Source organism: Citrobacter sp. RHBSTW-00029 (assembly GCF_014104295.1).
GTDB classification, from domain to species: domain Bacteria; phylum Pseudomonadota; class Gammaproteobacteria; order Enterobacterales; family Enterobacteriaceae; genus Citrobacter; species Citrobacter youngae.
On sequence record NZ_JABXRT010000001.1, the window covers coordinates 384,009 to 404,607 of the forward strand.

The 20,599-nt window shown below is 54.6% G+C and carries 23 protein-coding genes; 10 read left to right on the forward strand and 13 right to left on the reverse strand.

What is annotated here, in order from left to right:
- Positions 1-29: 29 nt before the first annotated feature.
- The 4 genes from sitD to HV041_RS01900 are packed head-to-tail and all read right to left on the reverse strand — an operon-like array spanning position 30 to position 3,467.
- Positions 30-881, reverse strand: a complete 852-nt coding sequence (gene sitD / locus HV041_RS01885) for an iron/manganese ABC transporter permease subunit SitD (RefSeq protein WP_048213041.1) — start codon at positions 879-881, stop codon at positions 30-32.
- Positions 872-1,735: an iron/manganese ABC transporter permease subunit SitC gene (gene sitC / locus HV041_RS01890; protein ID WP_121584979.1), complete on the reverse strand. Its 864-nt coding sequence runs from the start codon at positions 1,733-1,735 to the stop codon at positions 872-874. Before sitC ends, sitD begins: the two co-directional genes overlap by 10 nt.
- A 2-nt stretch (positions 1,736-1,737) precedes the next feature.
- On the reverse strand, positions 1,738-2,553 hold the full coding sequence (sitB, locus tag HV041_RS01895) for an iron/manganese ABC transporter ATP-binding protein SitB (RefSeq protein ID WP_121584978.1): 816 nt from the start codon (positions 2,551-2,553) through the stop codon (positions 1,738-1,740).
- Positions 2,550-3,467 carry a metal ABC transporter substrate-binding protein gene (locus HV041_RS01900; protein ID WP_048213038.1) on the reverse strand — a complete coding sequence of 306 codons (918 nt, stop codon included), beginning with the start codon at positions 3,465-3,467 and terminating at the stop codon, positions 2,550-2,552. Before HV041_RS01900 ends, sitB begins: the two co-directional genes overlap by 4 nt.
- A gap of 184 nt (positions 3,468-3,651) precedes the next feature.
- Here HV041_RS01900 and HV041_RS01905 point away from each other — a divergent pair, with 184 nt between their 5' ends.
- Positions 3,652-3,996, forward strand: a complete 345-nt coding sequence (locus tag HV041_RS01905; RefSeq protein ID WP_048213037.1) for a nitrous oxide-stimulated promoter family protein — start codon at positions 3,652-3,654, stop codon at positions 3,994-3,996.
- Positions 3,997-4,121: 125 nt separating this feature from the next.
- Here the strand turns inward: HV041_RS01905 and HV041_RS01910 are convergent, their stop codons facing one another.
- The 7 genes from HV041_RS01910 to hypA form a co-directional block, all read right to left on the reverse strand.
- Positions 4,122-4,550 carry a TOBE domain-containing protein gene (locus HV041_RS01910; RefSeq protein ID WP_003037421.1) on the reverse strand — a complete coding sequence of 143 codons (429 nt, stop codon included), beginning with the start codon at positions 4,548-4,550 and terminating at the stop codon, positions 4,122-4,124.
- Positions 4,551-4,594: 44 nt separating this feature from the next.
- On the reverse strand, positions 4,595-6,673 hold the full coding sequence (flhA, locus tag HV041_RS01915; RefSeq protein ID WP_061068462.1) for a formate hydrogenlyase transcriptional activator FlhA: 2,079 nt from the start codon (positions 6,671-6,673) through the stop codon (positions 4,595-4,597).
- A 219-nt stretch (positions 6,674-6,892) separates the two neighbouring features.
- Entirely contained in the window at positions 6,893-7,903 is a 1,011-nt protein-coding gene (gene hypE, locus HV041_RS01920; RefSeq protein WP_121584976.1) for a hydrogenase maturation carbamoyl dehydratase HypE, read from the reverse strand.
- On the reverse strand, positions 7,900-9,021 hold the full coding sequence (gene hypD, locus HV041_RS01925) for a hydrogenase formation protein HypD (protein WP_003037413.1): 1,122 nt from the start codon (positions 9,019-9,021) through the stop codon (positions 7,900-7,902). The genes hypE and hypD overlap by 4 nt, the downstream gene beginning before the upstream one ends.
- Positions 9,022-9,294 carry a hydrogenase 3 maturation protein HypC gene (gene hypC, locus HV041_RS01930; protein ID WP_003037411.1) on the reverse strand — a complete coding sequence of 91 codons (273 nt, stop codon included), beginning with the start codon at positions 9,292-9,294 and terminating at the stop codon, positions 9,022-9,024.
- Entirely contained in the window at positions 9,285-10,157 is an 873-nt protein-coding gene (gene hypB, locus HV041_RS01935; RefSeq protein ID WP_121584975.1) for a hydrogenase nickel incorporation protein HypB, read from the reverse strand. Before hypB ends, hypC begins: the two co-directional genes overlap by 10 nt.
- A 103-nt stretch (positions 10,158-10,260) precedes the next feature.
- Complete coding sequence (gene hypA / locus HV041_RS01940; RefSeq protein WP_003037406.1) at positions 10,261-10,632, reverse strand: hydrogenase maturation nickel metallochaperone HypA; 372 nt, start codon at positions 10,630-10,632, stop codon at positions 10,261-10,263.
- A 198-nt stretch (positions 10,633-10,830) separates the two neighbouring features.
- Between hypA and hycA the strand changes: the two genes are divergently transcribed.
- From hycA to hycI, 9 genes are all read left to right on the forward strand, one after another.
- Positions 10,831-11,289 carry a formate hydrogenlyase regulator HycA gene (gene hycA, locus HV041_RS01945; protein ID WP_115601576.1) on the forward strand — a complete coding sequence of 153 codons (459 nt, stop codon included), beginning with the start codon at positions 10,831-10,833 and terminating at the stop codon, positions 11,287-11,289.
- A 143-nt stretch (positions 11,290-11,432) separates the two neighbouring features.
- A complete protein-coding gene (gene hycB / locus HV041_RS01950) occupies positions 11,433-12,044 on the forward strand; it encodes a formate hydrogenlyase subunit HycB (RefSeq protein ID WP_121584974.1) in 612 nt (203 codons plus the stop codon).
- Positions 12,041-13,867 carry a formate hydrogenlyase subunit 3 gene (gene hycC, locus HV041_RS01955; RefSeq protein WP_121584973.1) on the forward strand — a complete coding sequence of 609 codons (1,827 nt, stop codon included), beginning with the start codon at positions 12,041-12,043 and terminating at the stop codon, positions 13,865-13,867. Before hycB ends, hycC begins: the two co-directional genes overlap by 4 nt.
- 2 nt (positions 13,868-13,869) lie before the next feature.
- Entirely contained in the window at positions 13,870-14,793 is a 924-nt protein-coding gene (locus HV041_RS01960; protein WP_182294038.1) for a respiratory chain complex I subunit 1 family protein, read from the forward strand.
- Positions 14,794-14,810: 17 nt separating this feature from the next.
- Positions 14,811-16,520 (forward strand): formate hydrogenlyase subunit HycE, encoded by a 1,710-nt coding sequence (gene hycE, locus HV041_RS01965; protein ID WP_003037393.1) that lies wholly within the window; start codon positions 14,811-14,813, stop codon positions 16,518-16,520.
- Between the two features lie 9 nt (positions 16,521-16,529).
- On the forward strand, positions 16,530-17,072 hold the full coding sequence (hycF, locus tag HV041_RS01970) for a formate hydrogenlyase subunit HycF (protein ID WP_003037391.1): 543 nt from the start codon (positions 16,530-16,532) through the stop codon (positions 17,070-17,072).
- On the forward strand, positions 17,072-17,839 hold the full coding sequence (hycG, locus tag HV041_RS01975; RefSeq protein ID WP_003037388.1) for a formate hydrogenlyase subunit HycG: 768 nt from the start codon (positions 17,072-17,074) through the stop codon (positions 17,837-17,839). Before hycF ends, hycG begins: the two co-directional genes overlap by 1 nt.
- A complete protein-coding gene (locus HV041_RS01980) occupies positions 17,836-18,246 on the forward strand; it encodes a formate hydrogenlyase maturation HycH family protein (protein WP_121584972.1) in 411 nt (136 codons plus the stop codon). Before hycG ends, HV041_RS01980 begins: the two co-directional genes overlap by 4 nt.
- Entirely contained in the window at positions 18,239-18,709 is a 471-nt protein-coding gene (gene hycI / locus HV041_RS01985; RefSeq protein ID WP_121584971.1) for a hydrogenase maturation peptidase HycI, read from the forward strand. The genes HV041_RS01980 and hycI overlap by 8 nt, the downstream gene beginning before the upstream one ends.
- A 53-nt stretch (positions 18,710-18,762) precedes the next feature.
- Here hycI and HV041_RS01990 read toward each other — a convergent pair whose 3' ends face one another.
- Together HV041_RS01990 and HV041_RS01995 are read right to left on the reverse strand one after the other, a co-directional pair.
- Complete coding sequence (locus HV041_RS01990; RefSeq protein ID WP_061068454.1) at positions 18,763-19,002, reverse strand: SymE family type I addiction module toxin; 240 nt, start codon at positions 19,000-19,002, stop codon at positions 18,763-18,765.
- 172 nt (positions 19,003-19,174) lie between these two features.
- Entirely contained in the window at positions 19,175-20,599 is a 1,425-nt protein-coding gene (locus HV041_RS01995; RefSeq protein ID WP_115644267.1) for a 6-phospho-beta-glucosidase, read from the reverse strand.

Sequence of the window (20,599 nt, forward strand, 5' to 3'; positions counted from 1 at the left end):
TCATTAGCTGGCATATCATGAAGCATTATTTATACATCATGCAGCTGAAGTTGATTCTCTAAACGCCGATCGCGCAGCGTTGAATAAATAAAGGTGATGACAAACAGCAGGGAAAATAAAACGACTATGGTCGGCGCGGGGGCACTGTCGATGAAAAATGACAGGTATACACCCAGAAATGACGTTGCAACCGATATGGCGGTAGCCAGTAATAATGCCTGGGCGAACCTGCGCGTCATTAAAATCGCAATCGCACCGGGGGCAATCAGCAAGGAGATCGACAAAATAATACCTACCGACTTTAGCGTCGCGACGATAGTCAGGGCTATCATACACAGCAGACCATAATGCAGCAGTGTGGTGTTAAGACCGCTGGCCTTTGCCTGGTGCGGATCGAACGCATGCAGTAGCAGATCTTTCCATTTAAGCCCGATGATAAGCGCTATCCCCAAAGCGATAACCGCAGTCTGCGCAATGTCGCCCAGCGAAACGCCCAGCATGTCACCGAACAAAATATGGTCCAGATGAATTTCAGACTGGATTGACACATACAGCACCAGTCCGGCGCCAAACATACCGGAAAAGACGATCCCCATCAGGGTATCGCGCTTGATACGGCTATTATCGTCAAGATACCCGGTGGCGACCGCGCAGAACAATCCGGCGACAAAAGCGCCAATCGCCAGCGGAATGCCCGCAATCCAGGCCAGTACAATCCCTGGAAAGACCGCATGGCTCATGGCATCCCCCATCAGCGCCCAACCTTTCAACACCAAAAATACCGACAGCAGCGCGCAGGGGACGGCGACGATAACGGAGATGGTCAGCGCGTTGACCATAAAGCTGAACTGAAAGGGTTCCAGTAATGTGGTTAAGAACATGAGGACTCCTTGTTCACCAGTCGGGCGCGTCGGCGATTCGCCAGCAGACCATGTTTTGGTGCGAAGACAAATGCCAGCAGGAACAGCAGCGTTTGCAGTACGACGATAATTCCGCCGGTTGCACCATCCAGCCAGTAGCTTAGCCAGGCACCAGAAAAGCTGGTCAGGCTACCGATAGCCACAGCGATCGTCAGCAGACGAGGAAAACGATCGGTCAACAGCCATGCGGTCGCGCCAGGCGTGACCACCAGGCAAATGACCAGAAATGCGCCGACGGTTTGCAGTGCAGCAACGGTGGAAACGGAGAGCAGCGTAAAAAATAGCAGCTTCAGCCGACCAGGATTCAGACCAATAGAGCGTGCATGGTTTTCATCGAAAAAGACCACCATCAGGTCTTTCCACTTCAGCAGCAGGATAGTCAGTGAGATGACGCCGATGATCGCCAGTTGCAAAATATCTTCCGGCGCAATCGCCAGCACGTTACCGAGAATAATGGTCTGGATATTCACCGACATCGGATTGAGCGACACCATAAACAGCCCGATACCGAAGAAAGAGGAAAATATCAGCCCGATGATGGCATCTTCTTTCAGGCGTGAGCGCTGATTGAGAAACAGCATACTGCCCGCAGCCAGTCCCCCGGAAAGGAATGCCCCCAGCGCGAAGGGAAGCCCTAACATATATGCCCCGGCAACACCGGGGACGATGGAATGCGATAGCGCATCGCCAATAAGCGACCAGCCTTTGAGCATCAGGTAGCATGAGAGGAACGCGCACAGGCCGCCGACCATCGCCGAAACCCACATGGCGTTGAGCATGTACTGGTAACCAAAGGGTTCTGTCAGCCAGTTCATGACTATTCCCCCTCGCGTGCCGCGCGGCGCGAAATAAACGGGCGCTCATCATCGGTAATCACATGCTGCTCACCCCCACTCAATGCGACGTGACGCAGAACGCCGCTAAATGCCTGTTCAAGGTTCTCGGTGGTAAAGGTGGTGTCAGTTGGACCGCTTGCCAGCACGGTGCCTTTAATCATTACCGTGTAATCACAAAACTCGGTGACCGAGCCCAGGTTATGGGTGGAGACCAGCATGGTTCGGCCCTCATCACGCAATTCGCGCAGCAGGTCGATGATCCGGGCTTCGGTTTTTACATCCACGCCGGTGAAGGGTTCATCCAGTAAAATGACCTGCCCATCTTGTGCAATGGCCCTTGCCAGGAAAACGCGTTTTTTCTGACCACCGGACAGTTCACCAATCTGGCGATGGCGATATTCCAGCATATCGACCCGCGCCAGTGCAGCATCCACGCAGGCGTGATCGTGCGCCTTTGGCCGACGCAGCCAGCCCATATGGCCAAAACGTCCCATCATGACCACATCTTCCACCAGTACCGGAAATGACCAGTCCACCTCTTCAGACTGGGGCACATAAGCAATCAGATTCTGTTTTAGCGCCTTGTTGACCGGCTGTTGCAGGATAGAGATTTGCCCCTGTGCCAGCCGGACAAACCCCATCAACGCCTTAAACAGTGTTGATTTCCCGGAACCGTTGACACCAACCAGTGCGGCAATCGAGCCGCCCGGAACCTGAAACGTGGCATCCCGCAGTGCAGTGTGGCCGTTGCGATACGTCACCGTAACCTGATTCACGGTAATCGCAGATTGACTCATGGTTGACTCCCAAGGCCGTTATTGATGCCGTTAACAATGGTTTGTGTGGTGACGCGCAGTAGATCCAGATAGGTCGGGACCGGGCCGTCGGCAGCGCTGAGTGAATCGACGTACAGCACGCCGCCGTAATGTGCGCCAGACTCCCGGGCTACCTGACGCGCGGGTTTGTCGGACACGGTACTTTCGCTAAATACCGTGGGGATCTGATGCGCACGTAAGGTATCGATCACCTTGCGTACCTGCTTCGGCGTACCTTGTTGATCGGCGTTGATCGGCCATAAGTACAGTTCTTTCAGGTCGTTATCGCGCGCCAGATAGGAGAACGCCCCTTCGCTAGTGACCAGCCAGCGTTTATCGGCAGGAATTTTGGCAAGTTCGGCCTGGAGCGGCGCGAGCGTTTGCTGAATTTCTGCTTTATAGCGATCGGCATTCTTCTGGTAGGTCGCTGCGTTTTCCGGGTCATATTTCATTAACGCATCGCGAATGTTATCCACGTAAATGAGTGCGTTGTCTGCTGACATCCAGGCATGCGGATTGGGTTTTCCATTGTATGGCCCTTCGCTGATGCCCATCGGTTTTACGCCGTTTGAGACCATCACTTCCGGTACGCCGGACAGATGTTGGTAGAAGCGGGTAAACCAGAGTTCCAGATTGAGACCATTAGAGAGAATTAACTGCGCGCCCTGCGCCCGCTTAATGTCGCCTGGCGTGGGCTGGTATTCGTGAATCTCTGCCCCGGGTTTGGTGATTGAACTGACGTCTGCCGCATCGCCTGCCACATTGCTTGCCATATCAGCAATGATCGTAAACGTCGTGATGACCTTGAACTTTTCTTTCGCCCAGGCAGGCGACAGCGTAAGTGCCGTCAACAGGCTGGCAAGGAGAACTGACTTCAGACGAGGCAGATGCGGCATAGTATCCCTCACAACAAAGTGGTTAATTAATCATCGAATATAGCCTTTGCTATGTTATATAGCACATGGCATAAATAAATGAAAATAATTCTTATTTGCGTAGGGTAAGGATGTATCACCTTCAGGTAATAGTGCTGCGTATTTTTAAGGTGTATTATTTATGCAACTTAATTATGGAGGCATCATGTCCGGCAAACGTATTGCTCGTGAAAAAATGACGATCCAAAAGATGATCTCGCTGTACGAAAGCCAGTGTCCGGAAGCTTCAGATGAACAGGGGCATTACGATGCGTTGTTTGCTTATGCGCAAAAGCGCCTGGACAAGTGCGTGTTTGGCGAGGAAAAACCGGCCTGCAAACAGTGTCCGGTACACTGCTATCAACCTGCTAAACGCGAAGAGATGAAGCAAATTATGCGTTGGGCCGGGCCGAGAATGCTCTGGCGTCACCCGATTCTGACCGTTCGCCATCTGATTGATGACAAGCGTCCCGTCCCGGAATTACCTGAGAAATATCAGCGCAAGAAGTAATCTGGTTATTTTGTGCCGGATGGCGGCGATGCCTTATCCGGCCAGCAAGCGCAGGCTCACCTGTCGCGTAGGCCCGATAAGCGTAGCGCCATCGGGCAATTTAACTATCGGGTACCGGATGGCGGTTACGCTTTGGTGGCAATAAGAATGGCCGAGGCTTTGATCAGCGCGATGACCCGGCTTCCCTGGCTCAGTTTCATCTCTTGCTGACTTTCGTTCGTCACGACCGCGACAATGTCAAAACCGGCATCAGTTTTGATGTGTACGGTGGCGTTAACGGCGCCTTCGGTTACCTGTGAAACGCTACCGGCAAATTGGTTACGGGCAGAGAATTTCAGGCCACAGTCTTCAGTCGCCAGCGTCACCCACGGCGCTTTAATCAGCGCAATGGCTTCTTTTCCTTTCGCCAGACCCAGTGCCTGCTGGCTGCTATGGGTCACAATCGCGACCAGTTTTGCGCCGCCAGCCAGCGTCAGTTCAACTTCATCATTCACTGCACCAGTGGCAACTGCACTGACTGTACCGGTTAATTGATTACGTGCTGATACCGCCATACAGCCTCCTTTCGTTGAGTTATCACCCAGTATAGCCACAATGGCTAAACCAGCGCATCCTTATCAATACCTAATCGCTTCATACGCGACAACAACGTGGTTCGTTTTAGCCCCAATCGCTGCGCAGCACCTTTAGGACCGGCAACCACACCGTTGGTCTCTTTCAGGACGCGCATGATCAACTGGTATTCGTCCTCGCCATCCTGCGCAACTTCGGTGGCTACCGGCGGTGCGGACGGCGTCAACGCGGCAATATCCGGCAGGGACAGCTGTAGCACGTTGCCTCGGGTAAGCAGAACCGCGCGCTCCACCACGTTTTCCAGTTCGCGCACGTTACCCGGCCACTCCATGCTGCTCAAGGTACGAAGCGCTTCGGCAGGAATACTGTCGATATTGCGTCCCATCCGGCGAGCAATTTTAAAGGTAAAGGCTTTCACCAGCAGTGGGATATCTTCCGGGCGCTCGCGCAGCGGAGGTAAATGGATTGGGAAAACGTTCAGCCGGTAATACAGATCGTTACGGAATTCCCGATCGGCAACCATCTTTTTCAGATCGCGGTTAGTGGCGGCGATCAACCGAACGTCGGTCTGGATCAGCTTGTTGCTGCCCAGGCGTTCAAATTCCTGCTCTTGCAGTACGCGCAGCAGCTTAGGCTGTAGCTCCAGCGGCATGTCACCTACTTCATCGAGGAACAGCGAGCTTTTATCCGCCAGTTCAAAACGACCAATTCGCTGTGTGCTGGCCCCGGTAAACGCGCCGCGCTCGTGACCAAACAGGTCGCTTTCCAGTAATCCGGCAGGCATTGCCGCGCAGTTCATCTTCACCATCCGGCGGGCGTTACGGCCACTCAGATTATGAATCGCTCTGGCGATCAGCTCTTTACCCGTACCTGTCTCACCCAGAATCAATACGGTGCTGTCGCTCTGCGCCACCATTTCGACCTGTTTGAGTACGCTGTACATGGCTTCGCTGCGACCGATAATTTCGCCGAACTCACTGTCCACATTGTTCAGTTGCTCGGTCAGCGCCAGGTTTTCATCGACCAGACGTTCTTTCAGGCGATGTATCTCCTGATAGGCAAGCGCGTTATCTACCGCAATGGCTACGCGTTCGGCAATCTGGCGCAACAGTTTCAGGTTGGCGGTGGTGAAAACTTTTTCTTCACACTGCGCCAGTTTGAGCACGCCAAGCATCGTGTTGCCGGACATCAGCGGCAGCAGGCACAGAGTCTGTAGCTGGTTGCCCCAGGTTTCGAACAGCATCCGTTCGTAAGGGGCGAGCGTATCGCGTTCGCTCAGATTAATCAGCAGCATCTCTTTGCTTTTGAAAACGCGTTCAGAAAGCGTACCTGCTTCATCCACTTCACTTTGTTCGTGCGCCGGATGATGTTCATCCAGATAGTGGGTGGAATAAATGCTGAGCTTGTTTTTGCGATCGCTGCGTAACACGATGCTGATGGCATCAATGTCGAAGTAGTGATGGATCTCTTTGGCGACTTCGCTGACCAGCTCGTCAATGTCCAGGCGGGAGAGCACCGCATTGGTGATGGCGACGAGGATACGAAAGTTGTCACGTTCGCGACACAGCAAATCGTAATCGACGTTGTTGCTGACTCTGCTCTGAATTTGTTCCGCAACGACGCCGACTATCTGGGTGAAGGTCTGCAGCCGGTTGTACTCTTTTTCACTCCACGGACGATCTTCGTTGCGGATGAATTCACAGCCGCCAAAGATGCGTCCATCCGCCGCCAGCGGCAGCAGGCAGTAGTGGCCAAATTCAGAATACAATCCGCCAGAGGCCAACTGTGGCCAGGTTTCCGTAAACTCATGATAGTTGCAGTGCAGCGCATCGGGGCGAGACAAAATACGGCGTACCGGGCCATGGGCCAGTACCGTTTCGTCTTCATAATCGATGGGTTTACCATTTTCACGCGTCGCAAAATAACGCGCACGCTGCGTTTGTGCCTGCCATAACACAATAGCCGCGCAGTCGGCCAGCGCTGAACGCTTGACCAGCTGCGAAAGCGCCTCGCTGAGAGACGGGAGATCGGGCTGCTGTAATAATGTACGAGTAATATCGAACAGGCCTTGCTGTCCGAGGTCACTCATCGGTGTATACGACATATTGCTTTTCCAGGAAAAGCACCGCAGAACGGTGCGAAAACGGTAAATGAATTATAGGTATAAGTCGTAAATCATTGCCGGATAGCTGACCGCGAACTCGCTGGTCACGCAATCCGTAGGCCTGATAAGCAAAGCGCCATCAGGCGATAATGCAGCGTTAATGCCGGATGTCGACGCAAATGCGTCTTATCCGGCCTACAGTATGCTGCCAACTGGCTGCTAACATATACGAGGTAAAGGTTCGGCGTGTGGTAAATCGAGGGTCCGTTTCACGCCGTACAGTCCGGCCAGACGCACACCTTTGCGTTCTACCACTTCACCAATCAGCGCGGCATCGCGTCCTAAAGGATGGGCGTGGAGTGCGGCGAGCACGGCTTCAGCAGCCTGACGTTCAACGGCAATCACCAGCTTACCTTCGTTAGCAAAATTGAGCGCATCCAGACCCAGCAGTTCGCAAACGCCACGCACCGCGGGTTTCACGGGCAGGGCCGCTTCAGACAGCTCAATGCCAAACCCGCATGATGCGGCAAATTCATGCGTTACCGCATTCACGCCGCCACGGGTCGCGTCACGCAGCGCCTTCACGCCGGGGATATCACGTAGCGTCTGGATAAGCGGCGTCAATACCGCGCAGTCGCTGACCAGTTCGCCATCAAGACCCAGCTGTTCGCGCAGGTTAAGGATAGTTGCACCATGATCGCCAAGCGTACCGCTGACCAGCAGCACATCGCCCACGCTCAGGGTCTGGGCACCCCAGTGAATGTTGGCGGGGATCGCGCCCATGCCGGCAGTATTGATGAACAGTTTGTCCGCGGCACCGCGCTGCACAACTTTGGTATCGCCGGTTACGATAGCAATACCCGCTTCACGGGCGGTTGCTGCCATGCTGTTCACGACGGTTTTCAGCGTGTCCATTGGCAGCCCCTCTTCGAGGATAAAACCGCAGGAGAGGTAGCGCGGTATCGCGCCGCTGACCGCCACGTCGTTAGCCGTACCGCAGATTGCCAGCTTGCCGATATTACCGCCCGGGAAGAACAACGGATCGATAACATAGCTGTCGGTTGAAAACGCCAGGCGATCGCCTTCAGCGACCAGCTGCGCCAGTTCCAGACGCGCCTGATCTTCCTGTTCCGCCAGCCACGGATTCGCAAATGCCTCCATAAACAGACTGTTGATCAACTGCTGCATAGCCTGACCGCCGCTACCGTGGGCGAGTTGTACGCTGCTCATGCTTCACACTCCTGCTGACGATACTGATACCAGGCGGCACATGCGCCTTCTGAGGAGACCATCAGGGCGCCAAACGCGGTCTCCGGGTTACACGTTTTGCCAAATAATGGGCACTGATGTGGTTTACATCTGCCCGTCAGCACTTCCCCACAACGCGCGCGCGGATCGTCATACACCTGCTGCGGCGCTGGCTGGAAATGGGCTTCGGCATCAAAGCGCTGATAGTCAGGCGTCAGGTGAACGCCAGAGGATTCGATAACGCCCAGACCGCGCCATTCGCTGTCGCCATTGACGCAGAACACCTCGGCGATGGCCTGTTGCGCTAACGCGTTACCGGCATCCGGTACCACGCGGCGGTACTGGTTTTCTACCTGGCTGTGCGCGGCAATTTTCTGCTCAATTAACATCACCACGCCTTGCAGGAGATCGAGCGGTTCAAAACCGGCGACCACTAACGGACGATGGAAGTCTGAAGCAATGAAATTATAGGCATCTGTGCCAATCACCATGCTGACGTGGCCTGGTGCTAAAAAGGCGTCAATACCGTTATCCGGCTGTTCCAGCAGGCTGCGCAGCGTAGGGATAAGCGTGATGTGCTGGCAGAAAAAGTAAAAGTTCTGCACGTCACGCTGCTTTGCCTGTTGCAGAGTGATAGCTGTCGTTGGCATTGTGGTTTCAAAACCCAGACCAAAGAACACCACCTTACGCGTTGGGTTTTCCTGTGCCAGCTTCAGCGCATCCATCGGTGAATAGACGATGCGGATATCTGCACCGCGCGCCTTGGCTTGCAGCAGGGAGCCTTGCTTACCCGGGACGCGCATCGCATCACCAAAGGTGCAGAAAATCACTTCTGGATGGCTGGCGATTTCTACACAGCTGTCGATTCTACCCATCGGCAGAACGCAAACCGGGCAACCCGGACCATGAATAAACTCCACGTTTTCCGGTAGCAACTGGTCGAGGCCGAATTTGAAGATAGCGTGCGTATGACCACCACAAACTTCCATGATGCGCAGTGGGCGTTCAGCCGTGTAGGGGAGGTGGGCGGCACGTTCAGACAGGTGCTCTATCAGTTGCATCACCTGCTCTGGTGCGCGGTATTCGTCAACAAAACGCATTTATTTTTCCTCGCCGTACAGCAACGCGCCGACATCCGGCTCAACGTCAAACATGTTTTGCAGCGCGTCGAGCGTATCGCGCGCTTCAGCTTCATTAATGATGCTCATGGCAAAACCGACGTGGACCAGTACCCACTGGCCGAGGCGCGGTTGGCCATGTTCATCACAGCTACCGACCAGCGTCAGGTCGACGTCGCGCTGAATACCGCAAACGTCGACTTTGGCCTGGTTGCCATCAATGGTGCGGATTTGACCCGGAACACCTATGCACATCGCTGCGTCTCCAGCCAGGAGAGCCATTGATCCATCCCTTCACCACTGGTGGCGGAAATCAGGATGATCTCAATTTCCGGATTCACTTCCCGGGCGCTGGCGATGCACTTATCTACGTCAAAATTGAGGTACGGTAGCAGATCCACTTTGTTGAGCAGCATCAGCGATGCGGCGGCAAACATATGTGGATATTTCAGCGGTTTGTCTTCACCTTCGGTGACGGAAAGCACGGCCACTTTATGGCGCTCGCCGAGGTCGAAGCTGGCCGGGCAGACCAGGTTGCCGACGTTTTCAATGAACAGAATGCCGTTATCGTCAAGCGGCAAACGTGGCGCGGCGTCAGCAATCATTTGTGCGTCAAGGTGGCAACCTTTACCGGTGTTGACCTGAATGGCGGGCGTGCCTGTGGCGCGAATACGGGCAGCATCGTTCACCGTCTGCTGGTCACCTTCAATAACGGCGCACGGCACGCTATCTTTCAGTTTCATCAGCGTTTCGGTCAGCAGCGTGGTTTTACCGGAGCCCGGGCTTGAAACAAGGTTCAGCACCAGATGCTGACGGGCCGCAAAGCGGGCACGGTTGCGCTCGGCCAGGCGGTTGTTTTTATCCAGTACGTCAATTTCCACTTCCAGCATGCGGCGCTGGCTCATGCCTGGCGCGTGGGTGCCTGCTTCACCGTGACCGTAGTGCAAATCACCTTCTTCAGTCTGGCTCGGTGTGAAATTTGAGGTTTTCACACCGGTAATATTCAGCGCCGGACGAGCCGCCGGGGCAAATGGCGCGCTGCGAAACGCCGAGTGGGGATTATGTTCATCACCCTCTATATATAGGTTGCCTTCAGCGCAACCACATGTCGTACACATCGCTCACTCCTGATCTTTTTACTTGCGATACATCTGTTGCCGGATGGCTGCGTTGCCTTATCCGGCCTACAAACGAGCTCTTTCTGTAGGCTGGATAAGACGCTTAGGCGTCGCCATCCGGCGCTGGAGTCTGATCTATTTCAATACGTCGAATCTGTAAGCCGTCATCGGCCACAATTCTCAGCATATCGCTGTTGCATTGCGGACATCGGCGCACGCGTTGCGTCAGTAACGTGACGTATTGCTGACAAGATTCGCACCAACATTCGGCTTCTTGTTCTTCGAGGTGGAGTTTACAACCTTCTGCAAGGGTCCCGCGGCATACCAGATCAAAACAAAAGGAGAGAGCGCTGGTTTCTACGCAAGAAAATGCGCCAATTTTGAGCCAGACCCCAGTTACTCGCTGAGCACCGTGTTGCGTGGCCTGTTGTTCAATCAATTCCAGTGCCCGTTGGCAGAGGGTTATTTCGTGCATACCGCCTCCTGTGAAGTTGCCGTATCAAAAGCAATAAGCATGCCAGGTTGAGTTTTTTCATTCGTGACAATGACGACGATGACGAAATGACATGTCGTCACCCACCTTTGATTTTTTATCTATATGAAAAATAAGTGATTTAATTTTGGCATGAAATGTGCTTAAGGCTGTTCATCTCTGCTAAACGGGTAACCTGACATGACTATTTGGGAAATAAGCGAAAAAGCCGATTACATCGCTGAACGGCATCGTCGCCTACAGGACCAGTGGCGTATTTACTGTAACTCGCTGGTTCAGGGGATCACCCTGTCAAAAGCGCGTTTGCATCATGCAATGAGCTGCGCACCGGACAAAGATCTCTGCTTCGTCCTTTTTGAACACTTCACTATCTACGTCACGCTGGCGGACGGTTTTAACAGTCATACCATCGAATACTACGTCGAAACGAAAGACGGTGATGATAAGCAGCTGATTGCACAGGCAGAATTGACCATCGACGGTAAGGTCGATGAGCGTATCAGCAACCGCGATCGCGAGCAGGTGCTGGAGCACTATCTCGAAAAAATCGCCAGCGTCTACGACAGCTTGTACACCGCGGTTGAGAACAATATGCCGGTGAATTTAAGCCAGCTGGTTGAGGGACATAGCCCGGCTTAAGCCTTGGGGGCCGTCCACTTTGTCATGATGCGGTTTACATACTGCGTCACGATGTTTTAGGGAATGGGCATGTCGAAAAATGTCGAAATGACATTTTGCAGACATGTTTTCGTCAAAAATGACTATCACCTGAGGAATGCCTGGTGAATCGTTTTGTAATTGCTGACTCCACTCTTTGTATTGGCTGCCACACCTGTGAAGCCGCCTGCTCAGAGACACATCGCCAGCATGGCCTGCAGTCAATGCCGCGCCTGAAAGTGATGTTAAATGAAAAAGAATCCGCGCCGCAGCTTTGCCACCAGTGTGAAGATGCGCCTTGCGCCACCGTGTGTCCGGTTAATGCCATTAACCGCGTTGATGGCGCCGTACAGCTGAATGAAAGCCTGTGCGTAAGCTGCAAACTGTGCGGGATCGCTTGTCCGTTTGGCGCGATAGAGTTTTCTGGTAGCCGTCCGCTGCATATCCCGGCAAACGCCAATACGCCAAAAGCGCCTCCGGCTCCGCCAGCGCCTGCTCGCGTGAGTTCGCTGTTGGACTGGGTTCCAGGCGTTCGTGCCATCGCGGTGAAATGCGATCTGTGCAGTTTTGACGAGCTTGGTCCGGCCTGCGTGCGCATGTGTCCGACCAAAGCCCTGCACCTGGTGAGCAACATTGATATCGCCCGCGCCAGCAAACGTAAGCGTGAGCTGACTTTCAATACCGATTTCGGCGATCTCACCTTGTTTCAGCAGGCTCAGAGTGGGGATGCAAAATGAGCGCAATTTCACTGATTAACAGCGGCGTGGCCTGGTTTACAGCAGCTGCGGTTCTGGCATTTTTGTTTTCATTTCATAAATCGCTGAGCGGCTGGATTGCTGGAGTTGGCGGTGCGGTCGGCAGCTTGTGTACGGCAGCCGCTGGTTTTACCGTTCTGACTAATGCGCTGGCGGTGAGCGGCGTGATGCCGTTTATTGGTCACAGTCTGCAAATTACTCCGCTGAATGCTATCTGGCTGATTACGCTGGGACTGTGCGGCCTGTTTGTCAGCCTGTACAACATTGACTGGCATCGTCATCCGCAGGTGAAAGCTAACGGCCTGCTGGTGAATCTGCTGATGGCCGCGGCGGTATGTGCGGTGGTTGCCAGCAACCTCGGTACGCTGGTGGTGATGGCGGAAATCATGGCGCTGTGTGCTGTGTTCCTCACCGGATGCAGTAAAGAAGGCAAACTGTGGTTTGCGCTGGGACGTATTGGTACGCTGCTGCTGGCGGTTGCCTGCTACCTTGTGTGGCAACGTTACGGCACTCTGGAGCTGCGTCTGTTAGACCTGCGCAGCCAAGAGCTGCCGCTCGGGTCTGACATCTGGCTGCTGGGCGTGGCAGGTTTTGGCCTGCTGGCCGGGATTATTCCTCTGCACGGTTGGGTGCCACAGGCACACGCCAATGCCAGCGCACCGGCTGCGGCACTGTTCTCTACCGTCGTCATGAAGGTCGGTCTACTGGGTATTCTCTCCCTGTCGCTGCTGGGCGGTAATGCGCCGCTGTGGTGGGGTGTTACGCTGCTGGTGTTGGGCATGATAACGGCGTTTGTCGGTGGTCTGTATGCGCTGATGGAACACAATATCCAGCGCCTGCTGGCGTATCACACGCTGGAAAACATCGGCATTATTCTGCTGGGGCTGGGCGCCGGCGTGACCGGGATTTCCCTGAATCAACCGGCGCTGATTGCGCTGGGTTTGACCGGCGGTCTGTACCACCTGGTAAACCACAGCCTGTTCAAAAGCGTTCTGTTCCTGGGCGCAGGCAGCATCTGGTTCCGTACCGGTCATCGTGATATCGAAAAACTGGGCGGTATCGGCAAACGCATGCCGGTTATCTCTCTGGCGATGCTGGTTGGCCTGATGGCGATGGCCGCGCTGCCGCCGCTGAACGGTTTTGCCGGTGAGTGGGTTATCTACCAGTCCTTCTTTAAGCTTGGCAACAGCGGCGCATTTGTCGGCCGTTTTTTAGGACCTTTGCTGGCGGTAGGACTGGCGATTACCGGCGCGCTGGCGGTGATGTGTATGGCGAAAGTCTATGGCGTTACTTTCCTTGGCGCACCGCGCACGAAGGAAGCTGAAAACGCCTGCTGCGCGCCAATCCTGATGGGTGTGAGCGTCGTTGCGCTGGCTATTTGTTGCGTGATTGGCGGCGTGGCTGCGCCGTGGCTGCTGCCGATGATCTCCTCTGCCGTACCGCTGCCGCTGGAAACTGCGAACACCACCGTTTCTCAGCCAATGATCACGCTGCTGCTGATCGCATGTCCGCTGCTGCCGTTCATCATCATGGCAATTTTCAAAGGCAACCGTCTGCCGTCGCGTTCACGCGGTGCGGCATGGGTGTGTGGTTACGATCACGAGCAGTCAATGGTCATTACCGCGCACGGTTTTGCCATGCCGGTGAAAGAAGCCTTTGCCCCGGTACTCAAACTGCGTAAATGGCTAAACCCGGTATCACTGATTCCGGGCTGGCAGAATGCGGCTGCACCGGTGCTGTTCCGTCGACTGGCGCTAATTGAGCTGGCGGTGCTGGTGGTGATTGTGGTTTCACGAGGAGCCTGAGAATGAGTGTTTTATATCCGTTAATTCAGGCGCTGGTGCTGTTTGCCGTTGCGCCGCTGCTGTCCGGTGTTACCCGCGTGGCGCGTGCGCGTTTGCACAATCGCCGCGGTCCGGGCGTTTTGCAGGAATACCGCGACATTATCAAACTGCTGGGTCGTCAGAGCATTGCGCCTGCGGATTCCAGCTGGGTTTTCCGCCTGACGCCGTTTGTGATGGTGGGCGTGATGCTGACTATCGCCACTGCGTTGCCGGTAGTGACCGTTGGCTCGCCGCTGCCACAACTGGGCGATCTAATCACCTTAATTTACCTGTTCGCCATTGCCCGTTTCTTCTTCTCTATCGCGGGACTGGATACTGGTAGCCCGTTTACCGCCATTGGTGCCAGCCGTGAAGCGATGCTCGGCGTGCTGGTTGAACCTATCCTGCTGCTGGGGCTGTGGGTAGCGGCACAGGTTGCGGGTTCAACCCATATCAGCAATATCGCCGATACCATTTACCACTGGCCTGCTGCGCGCAGCATCCCGCTGATTCTGGCGCTGTGCGCCTGTGCTTTCGCCACCTTTATCGAAATGGGCAAACTGCCGTTCGATCTGGCAGAAGCAGAGCAAGAGCTGCAGGAAGGTCCATTGACTGAATACGGCGGCAGCGGTTTTGCCGTGCTGAAATGGGGCATTAGCCTCAAGCAACTGGTCGTTCTGCAAATGTTCGTTGGTGTGTTCCTGCCGTGGGGACAGATGGAAACCTTCACCGCGGGGGGGCTGCTGCTGGCGCTGGTGATTGCCGTCGTCAAGCTGGTCCTCGGCGTGCTGGTCATCGCCCTGTTCGAAAACAGCATGGCGCGTCTGCGTTTTTGCGCCACTTCACGCGTGACCTGGGCCGGTTTTGGGTTTGCGTTTTTAGCGTTCGTCTCCTTGCTGGTGGCGTGATTTAAGAGAGTTTGAGCATGTCTGAAGAAAAATTAGGTCAACAATATCTCGCTGCGCTGCATCAGGCCTTTCCGGGCGTGGTGCTGGATGAAGCCTGGCAGACCAAAGATCAGCTGACGATCACCGTCAAGGTGAACTACCTGCCGGAAGTGGTGGAATTCCTGTACTACAAACAGGGCGGCTGGTTGTCCGTGTTGTTTGGTAACGACGAGCGCCAGCTGTGCGGCCATTACGCTGTTTACTACGTGATGTCGATGGAGCAGGGCACCAAATGCTGGATAACCGTCCGCGTTGAAGTCGATGCCAATAAGCTGGAGTTCCCGTCCGTCACGCCGCGCGTTCCGGCTGCGGTCTGGGGCGAGCGCGAAGTGCGCGATATGTACGGTTTGATCCCGGTTGGTTTACCGGATGAGCGTCGTCTGGTACTGCCCGATGACTGGCCGGACGAACTCTATCCGCTGCGTAAAGACAGCATGGATTATCGTCAGCGCCCGGCGCCGACTACCGATGCTGAAACCTACGAGTTCATCAACGAACTGGGCGACAAGAAAAATAACGTGGTGCCGATTGGCCCGTTGCACGTCACCTCCGATGAACCCGGTCACTTCCGCCTGTTCGTGGACGGCGAGAACATTATCGATGCCGACTACCGTCTGTTCTATGTCCACCGCGGCATGGAGAAACTGGCGGAAACCCGTATGGGTTACAACGAAGTGACGTTCCTGTCAGATCGCGTGTGTGGTATCTGCGGCTTTGCGCATAGCACCGCCTATACCACCTCCGTTGAGAATGCGATGGGCATCGTAGTGCCGGAACGTGCGCAGATGATCCGTGCCATTCTACTGGAAGTTGAGCGTCTGCACTCGCACCTGCTGAACCTCGGCCTGGCCTGTCACTTCACCGGTTTTGACTCCGGCTTTATGCAGTTCTTCCGCGTGCGTGAAACGTCGATGAAAATGGCGGAGATCCTCACCGGGGCGCGTAAAACCTACGGTCTGAACCTGATCGGCGGTATCCGTCGTGATCTGCTGAAAGAAGATATGATCCAGACCCGTCAACTGGCGCAGCAGATGCGTCGTGACGTGCAGGAACTGGTCGATATGCTGCTCAGCACGCCGAATATGGAACAGCGTACCGTTGGTATTGGTCGTCTGGATCCGGAAATTGCCCGCGACTTCAGTAACGTCGGCCCGATGGTACGCGCCAGCGGTCACGCGCGTGACACCCGCGCCGATCACCCGTTTGTCGGTTATGGTCTGCTGCCGATGGAAGTTCATAGCGAGCAAGGCTGCGACGTTATTTCTCGTCTTAAAGTTCGTATTAATGAAGTCTACACCGCACTGAATATGATCGACTTTGGTCTGGATAACCTGCCGGGCGGCCCGCTGATGGTGGAAGGCTTTACCTACATTCCTCACCGTTTCGCACTGGGCTTTGCTGAAGCGCCGCGCGGAGATGACATTCACTGGAGCATGACCGGCGACAACCAGAAACTGTATCGCTGGCGCTGCCGTGCGGCGACCTACGCCAACTGGCCGACGCTGCGCTACATGCTGCGTGGTAATACCGTTTCCGATGCGCCGCTGATTATCGGTAGCCTCGATCCTTGCTACTCCTGTACTGACCGTATGACCGTGGTCGATGTACGTAAGAAGAAGAGCAAAGTCGTGCCGTACAAAGAACTTGAGCGCTACAGCATCGAGCGTAAAAACTCGCCGCTGAAATAAGGAATCGCCATGTTTACCTTTATCAAAAAAGTCATCAAAACCGGGGCTCCGACGTCGTCGTATCCGCTAGAGCCGATCGCGGTCGATAAAAACTTCCGTGGCAAACCGGAACATAATCCGCAGCAGTGCATTGGCTGTGCGGCCTGTGTGAATGCGTGCCCGTCGAACGCGTTGACGGTAGAAACCGATCTGGCCACCAATGAGCTAGCGTGGCAGTTCAATCTCGGTCGCTGCATCTTCTGCGCCCGCTGTGAAGAGGTCTGCCCGACGGCGGCGATCAAGCTGTCGCAGGAGTATGAGCTGGCGGTGTGGAAGAAAGAGGATTTCCTGCAGCAGTCCCGCTTTGCGCTGTGTAATTGCCGCGTATGTAACCGTCCGTTTGCGGTACAAAAAGAGATTGATTACGCCATTGCGCTGCTTAAGCACAACGGTGATAGCCGCGCGGAAAACCACCGTGAAAGCTTTGAGACCTGCCCGGACTGTAAGCGCCAGAAATGCCTGGTGCCGTCTGACCGTATTGAACTGACTCGCCATATGAAAGAGGCCAGCTGATGAGCAATTTATTAGGCCCACGTGACGCCAACGGTATTCCGGTACCGATGACGGTGGATGAATCCATTGCCAGCATGAAAGCGTCGCTGCTAAAAAGCATCAAGCGTTCAGCGTACGTTTACCGTGTGGACTGCGGCGGCTGCAACGGTTGCGAAATCGAAATCTTCGCCACGCTTTCTCCGTTGTTTGACGCCGAACGTTTTGGCATCAAAGTGGTACCGTCCCCGCGCCATGCGGATATCCTGCTGTTTACCGGCGCGGTAACCCGTGCCATGCGCTCTCCGGCGCTGCGCGCCTGGCAGTCTGCGCCAGACCCGAAAATTTGTATCTCTTACGGTGCTTGCGGTAACAGCGGCGGTATTTTCCACGACTTATACTGCGTATGGGGCGGCACGGACAAAATCGTACCGGTGGATGTGTATATCCCTGGCTGCCCGCCAACGCCTGCAGCCACGCTGTATGGTTTTGCCATGGCGCTAGGTTTGCTGGAACAAAAAATTCACGCGCGTGCGCCGGGTGAACTGGACGAACAGCCGGCGGAAATTCTGCATCCGGATATGGTTCAGCCGCTGCGAGTGAAGGTGGATCGCGAGGCTCGCCGTCTGGCGGGATACCGCTACGGTCGCCAGATTGCTGATGACTATATGACGCAGTTAGGGCAGGGCGAGCATCAGGTGGCGCGCTGGCTGGAAGCGGAAAACGATCCGCGTCTGACCGAGATCGTCACGCATCTTAACCATGTTGTCGAAGAGGCGCGTATCCGATGAGTGAAACGGTGGTGTTCAGTCAACTGAGCCGTAAGTTTATTGATGAGAACGATGCGACGCCCGCTGAGGCGCAGCAGGTTGTCTATTACAGCCTGGCGATTGGTCACCACCTTGGGATCATCGATTGCCTGGAAGCGGCGTTAACTTGTCAATGGGACGAATATCTGGCATGGATTGCTACCCTTGCTGAGGGAAGCGAAGCCCGCCGGAAAATGGAAGGTGTGCCGAAATACGGCGAGATCGTTATCGATTTCAACCATGTGCAAATGCTGGCACGCGCGTTCGATGATGCGCGTGCCGTACAGACCCCGCAGCAGCAGGAGTGGAGCAAGCTGATGCTTAGCATGCTGCACGACATACACCAGGAAAGCGCCATCTATCTGATGGTGAGGAGACACCGTGACTGACGTTTTATTATGTGTGGGTAACAGCATGATGGGCGATGACGGCGCGGGCCCGCTGCTGGCCGAAATGTGTGCTGCAAATCCTCAAGGCAACTGGGTTGTCATCGACGGCGGTAGCGCGCCGGAGAACGATATCGTCGCCATCCGTGAACTGCGTCCGCAACGTTTGTTGATTGTTGATGCCACCGATATGGGGCTGAACCCCGGTGAAATCCGCATTGTCGATCCCGATGACATTGCCGAGATGTTCATGATGACCACCCATAACATGCCGCTGAATTACCTGGTCGATCAGTTGAAAGACGACGTTGGTGAGGTGATTTTCCTCGGCATTCAACCGGACATCGTCGGGTTTTACTACCCGATGACACAGCCGATCAAAGATGCTGTTGATACCGTCTATCAGCGATTAGCCGGTTGGGAAGGACACGGTGGATTCTCCGAGCTGGAAGCGCCAGAAGAGTAAACCGTATCAGTGCCGGATGTGAGTGACATCCGGCCTGTTTCCCGCCTTCCTCGTTACTCAATGGCCTGCTCTATAATTAATTTCCCCTGCATCACTGACACACTCACTGCCGTACCGGTAGGAAACCCTGCTTGTTCCAGCCAGTCGCCGTTCAGCGTGAGTGAGGCGTGCCGACTGATTCGTCGCGTGTAACCCGTTTTGGGATCTTCATGGCGTTTTCTGACATAGCCAACTTTCAATCGACGTACGGGTTTAGTGATAGCCACTGCTGTTGTGCCATTTTTATCAGACATGCACGTTTCCTTGTGGTGAACGGCCAGGATTAAAAACTACTGAATAAAATGCCAGTAAAAAAAGATGAGGGCAAACCTGAAACTGGAAGGACGATTCCACATCTGGAATGTAATAAATGAAATGAAAATATGTAATTCTGCCGGAAGGCTGTAACCCCCTCCGACAGATCTGTTATGCCAGATCGGCACCGTTGCTGGCGATTACTTTTTTGTACCACCAGAATGATTTCTTACGGGTGCGCGCCAGCGTGCCGTTGCCCGCATCATCGCGGTCCACATACACAAAACCGTAGCGTTTGCTCATCTCACCGGTTGAGGCAGAAACCAGGTCAATACAGCCCCAGGTGGTGTAACCCATCAGCGGCACGCCATCTTCAATCGCGTCTGCCATGGCGCGAATGTGCTCGCGTAAATAGCTGATGCGATAGTCGTCATTGATCTCGCCGTTAGTATCAATTTCATCTTTCGCCCCCAGCCCGTTCTCCACCAGAAATAGCGGTTTCTGGTAGCGGTCATACATCATATTCATGGTGATGCGCAGACCGAGCGGATCGATGCCCCAGCCCCATTCGCTGGCGGCAATGTATGGATTACGTAGCGATTTCACCACGTTGGCGGCGCTGGTATTGCCGGTGTTCATTTCCGCCGAGGCGCAGCGCGATGCGTAATAGCTGAACGAGACGAAATCGACGGTGTTTTTCAGGATGTCGTCATCTTCTGGGGCTTTTTCTATGACCACGCCTTTTTCGCGAAACACGCGGGCAGAATAAGCCGGGTAGGCCCCGCGCGCCTGCACATCAATAAAGAACAGGTTTTCGCGGTCTTTTTCCAGCGCGGTCCACACATCTTCTGGTTTACAGGAATAAGGATAAAAATTACCGCCAGCCAGCATACAACCGACCTGGTTTTGCGGATTAATTTCATGGGCTATTTTAGTCGCCAGGGCGCTGGCTATCAGTTCGTGGTGAGCGGACTGATATTTCACCTGATCCTGATTTTCACCTTCTTCAAATACCAGCCCGGCGCCTGAAAAGGGGCTGTGCAGCATAATGTTGATTTCGTTGAACGTCAGCCAGTACTTCACCAGTCCGTCAAAGGCCTCAAAGCAGGTCCGGGCGTAGCGGGTAAAGAACTCCACCATTTTACGGCTACGCCATGAACCGTACTCGGTGACCAGATGCATTGGCACATCGAAGTGACACAGCGTGACCAGCGGCTCAATACCGTATTTTTTACACTCGGCAAACACCGCCCGGTAAAATGCGATACCCTCTTCATTCGGCGTCAGCTCATCGCCGTTAGGGTAGAGACGGCTCCAGGCAATGGAAGTACGAAATACCGTAAAACCCATTTCCGCCATCAGCGCGATATCTTCTTTATAGCGATGATAAAAGTCGATCGCCTGATGGCTGGGATAAAATTCGTCATCCCGCAACGTAAAGCGCTTTTCCTGTCCCAGTTTGACGGGCATGCGACTTGTGCCGTGAGGGATCATATCGACGGTCGTCAGCCCTTTGCCACCTTCCCGGTACGCCCCTTCAGACTGGTTGGCGGCCAGTGCGCCGCCCCATAAAAATCCTTGCGGAAAAACAGACAT

Coding starts and splice junctions, on each gene's coding strand:
- sitD (WP_048213041.1), bottom strand. CDS start 881: ATGTTCTTAACCACATTACTGGAACCCTTTCAGTTCAGCTTTATGGTC.
- sitC (WP_121584979.1), bottom strand. CDS start 1,735: ATGAACTGGCTGACAGAACCCTTTGGTTACCAGTACATGCTCAACGCC.
- sitB (WP_121584978.1), bottom strand. CDS start 2,553: ATGAGTCAATCTGCGATTACCGTGAATCAGGTTACGGTGACGTATCGC.
- HV041_RS01900 (WP_048213038.1), bottom strand. CDS start 3,467: ATGCCGCATCTGCCTCGTCTGAAGTCAGTTCTCCTTGCCAGCCTGTTG.
- HV041_RS01905 (WP_048213037.1), top strand. CDS start 3,652: ATGTCCGGCAAACGTATTGCTCGTGAAAAAATGACGATCCAAAAGATG.
- HV041_RS01910 (WP_003037421.1), bottom strand. CDS start 4,550: ATGGCGGTATCAGCACGTAATCAATTAACCGGTACAGTCAGTGCAGTT.
- flhA (WP_061068462.1), bottom strand. CDS start 6,673: ATGTCGTATACACCGATGAGTGACCTCGGACAGCAAGGCCTGTTCGAT.
- hypE (WP_121584976.1), bottom strand. CDS start 7,903: ATGAGCAGCGTACAACTCGCCCACGGTAGCGGCGGTCAGGCTATGCAG.
- hypD (WP_003037413.1), bottom strand. CDS start 9,021: ATGCGTTTTGTTGACGAATACCGCGCACCAGAGCAGGTGATGCAACTG.
- hypC (WP_003037411.1), bottom strand. CDS start 9,294: ATGTGCATAGGTGTTCCGGGTCAAATCCGCACCATTGATGGCAACCAG.
- hypB (WP_121584975.1), bottom strand. CDS start 10,157: ATGTGTACGACATGTGGTTGCGCTGAAGGCAACCTATATATAGAGGGT.
- hypA (WP_003037406.1), bottom strand. CDS start 10,632: ATGCACGAAATAACCCTCTGCCAACGGGCACTGGAATTGATTGAACAA.
- hycA (WP_115601576.1), top strand. CDS start 10,831: ATGACTATTTGGGAAATAAGCGAAAAAGCCGATTACATCGCTGAACGG.
- hycC (WP_121584973.1), top strand. CDS start 12,041: ATGAGCGCAATTTCACTGATTAACAGCGGCGTGGCCTGGTTTACAGCA.
- HV041_RS01960 (WP_182294038.1), top strand. CDS start 13,870: ATGAGTGTTTTATATCCGTTAATTCAGGCGCTGGTGCTGTTTGCCGTT.
- hycE (WP_003037393.1), top strand. CDS start 14,811: ATGTCTGAAGAAAAATTAGGTCAACAATATCTCGCTGCGCTGCATCAG.
- hycF (WP_003037391.1), top strand. CDS start 16,530: ATGTTTACCTTTATCAAAAAAGTCATCAAAACCGGGGCTCCGACGTCG.
- hycG (WP_003037388.1), top strand. CDS start 17,072: ATGAGCAATTTATTAGGCCCACGTGACGCCAACGGTATTCCGGTACCG.
- HV041_RS01980 (WP_121584972.1), top strand. CDS start 17,836: ATGAGTGAAACGGTGGTGTTCAGTCAACTGAGCCGTAAGTTTATTGAT.
- HV041_RS01990 (WP_061068454.1), bottom strand. CDS start 19,002: ATGTCTGATAAAAATGGCACAACAGCAGTGGCTATCACTAAACCCGTA.
- HV041_RS01995 (WP_115644267.1), bottom strand. CDS start 20,599: ATGTCTGTTTTTCCGCAAGGATTTTTATGGGGCGGCGCACTGGCCGCC.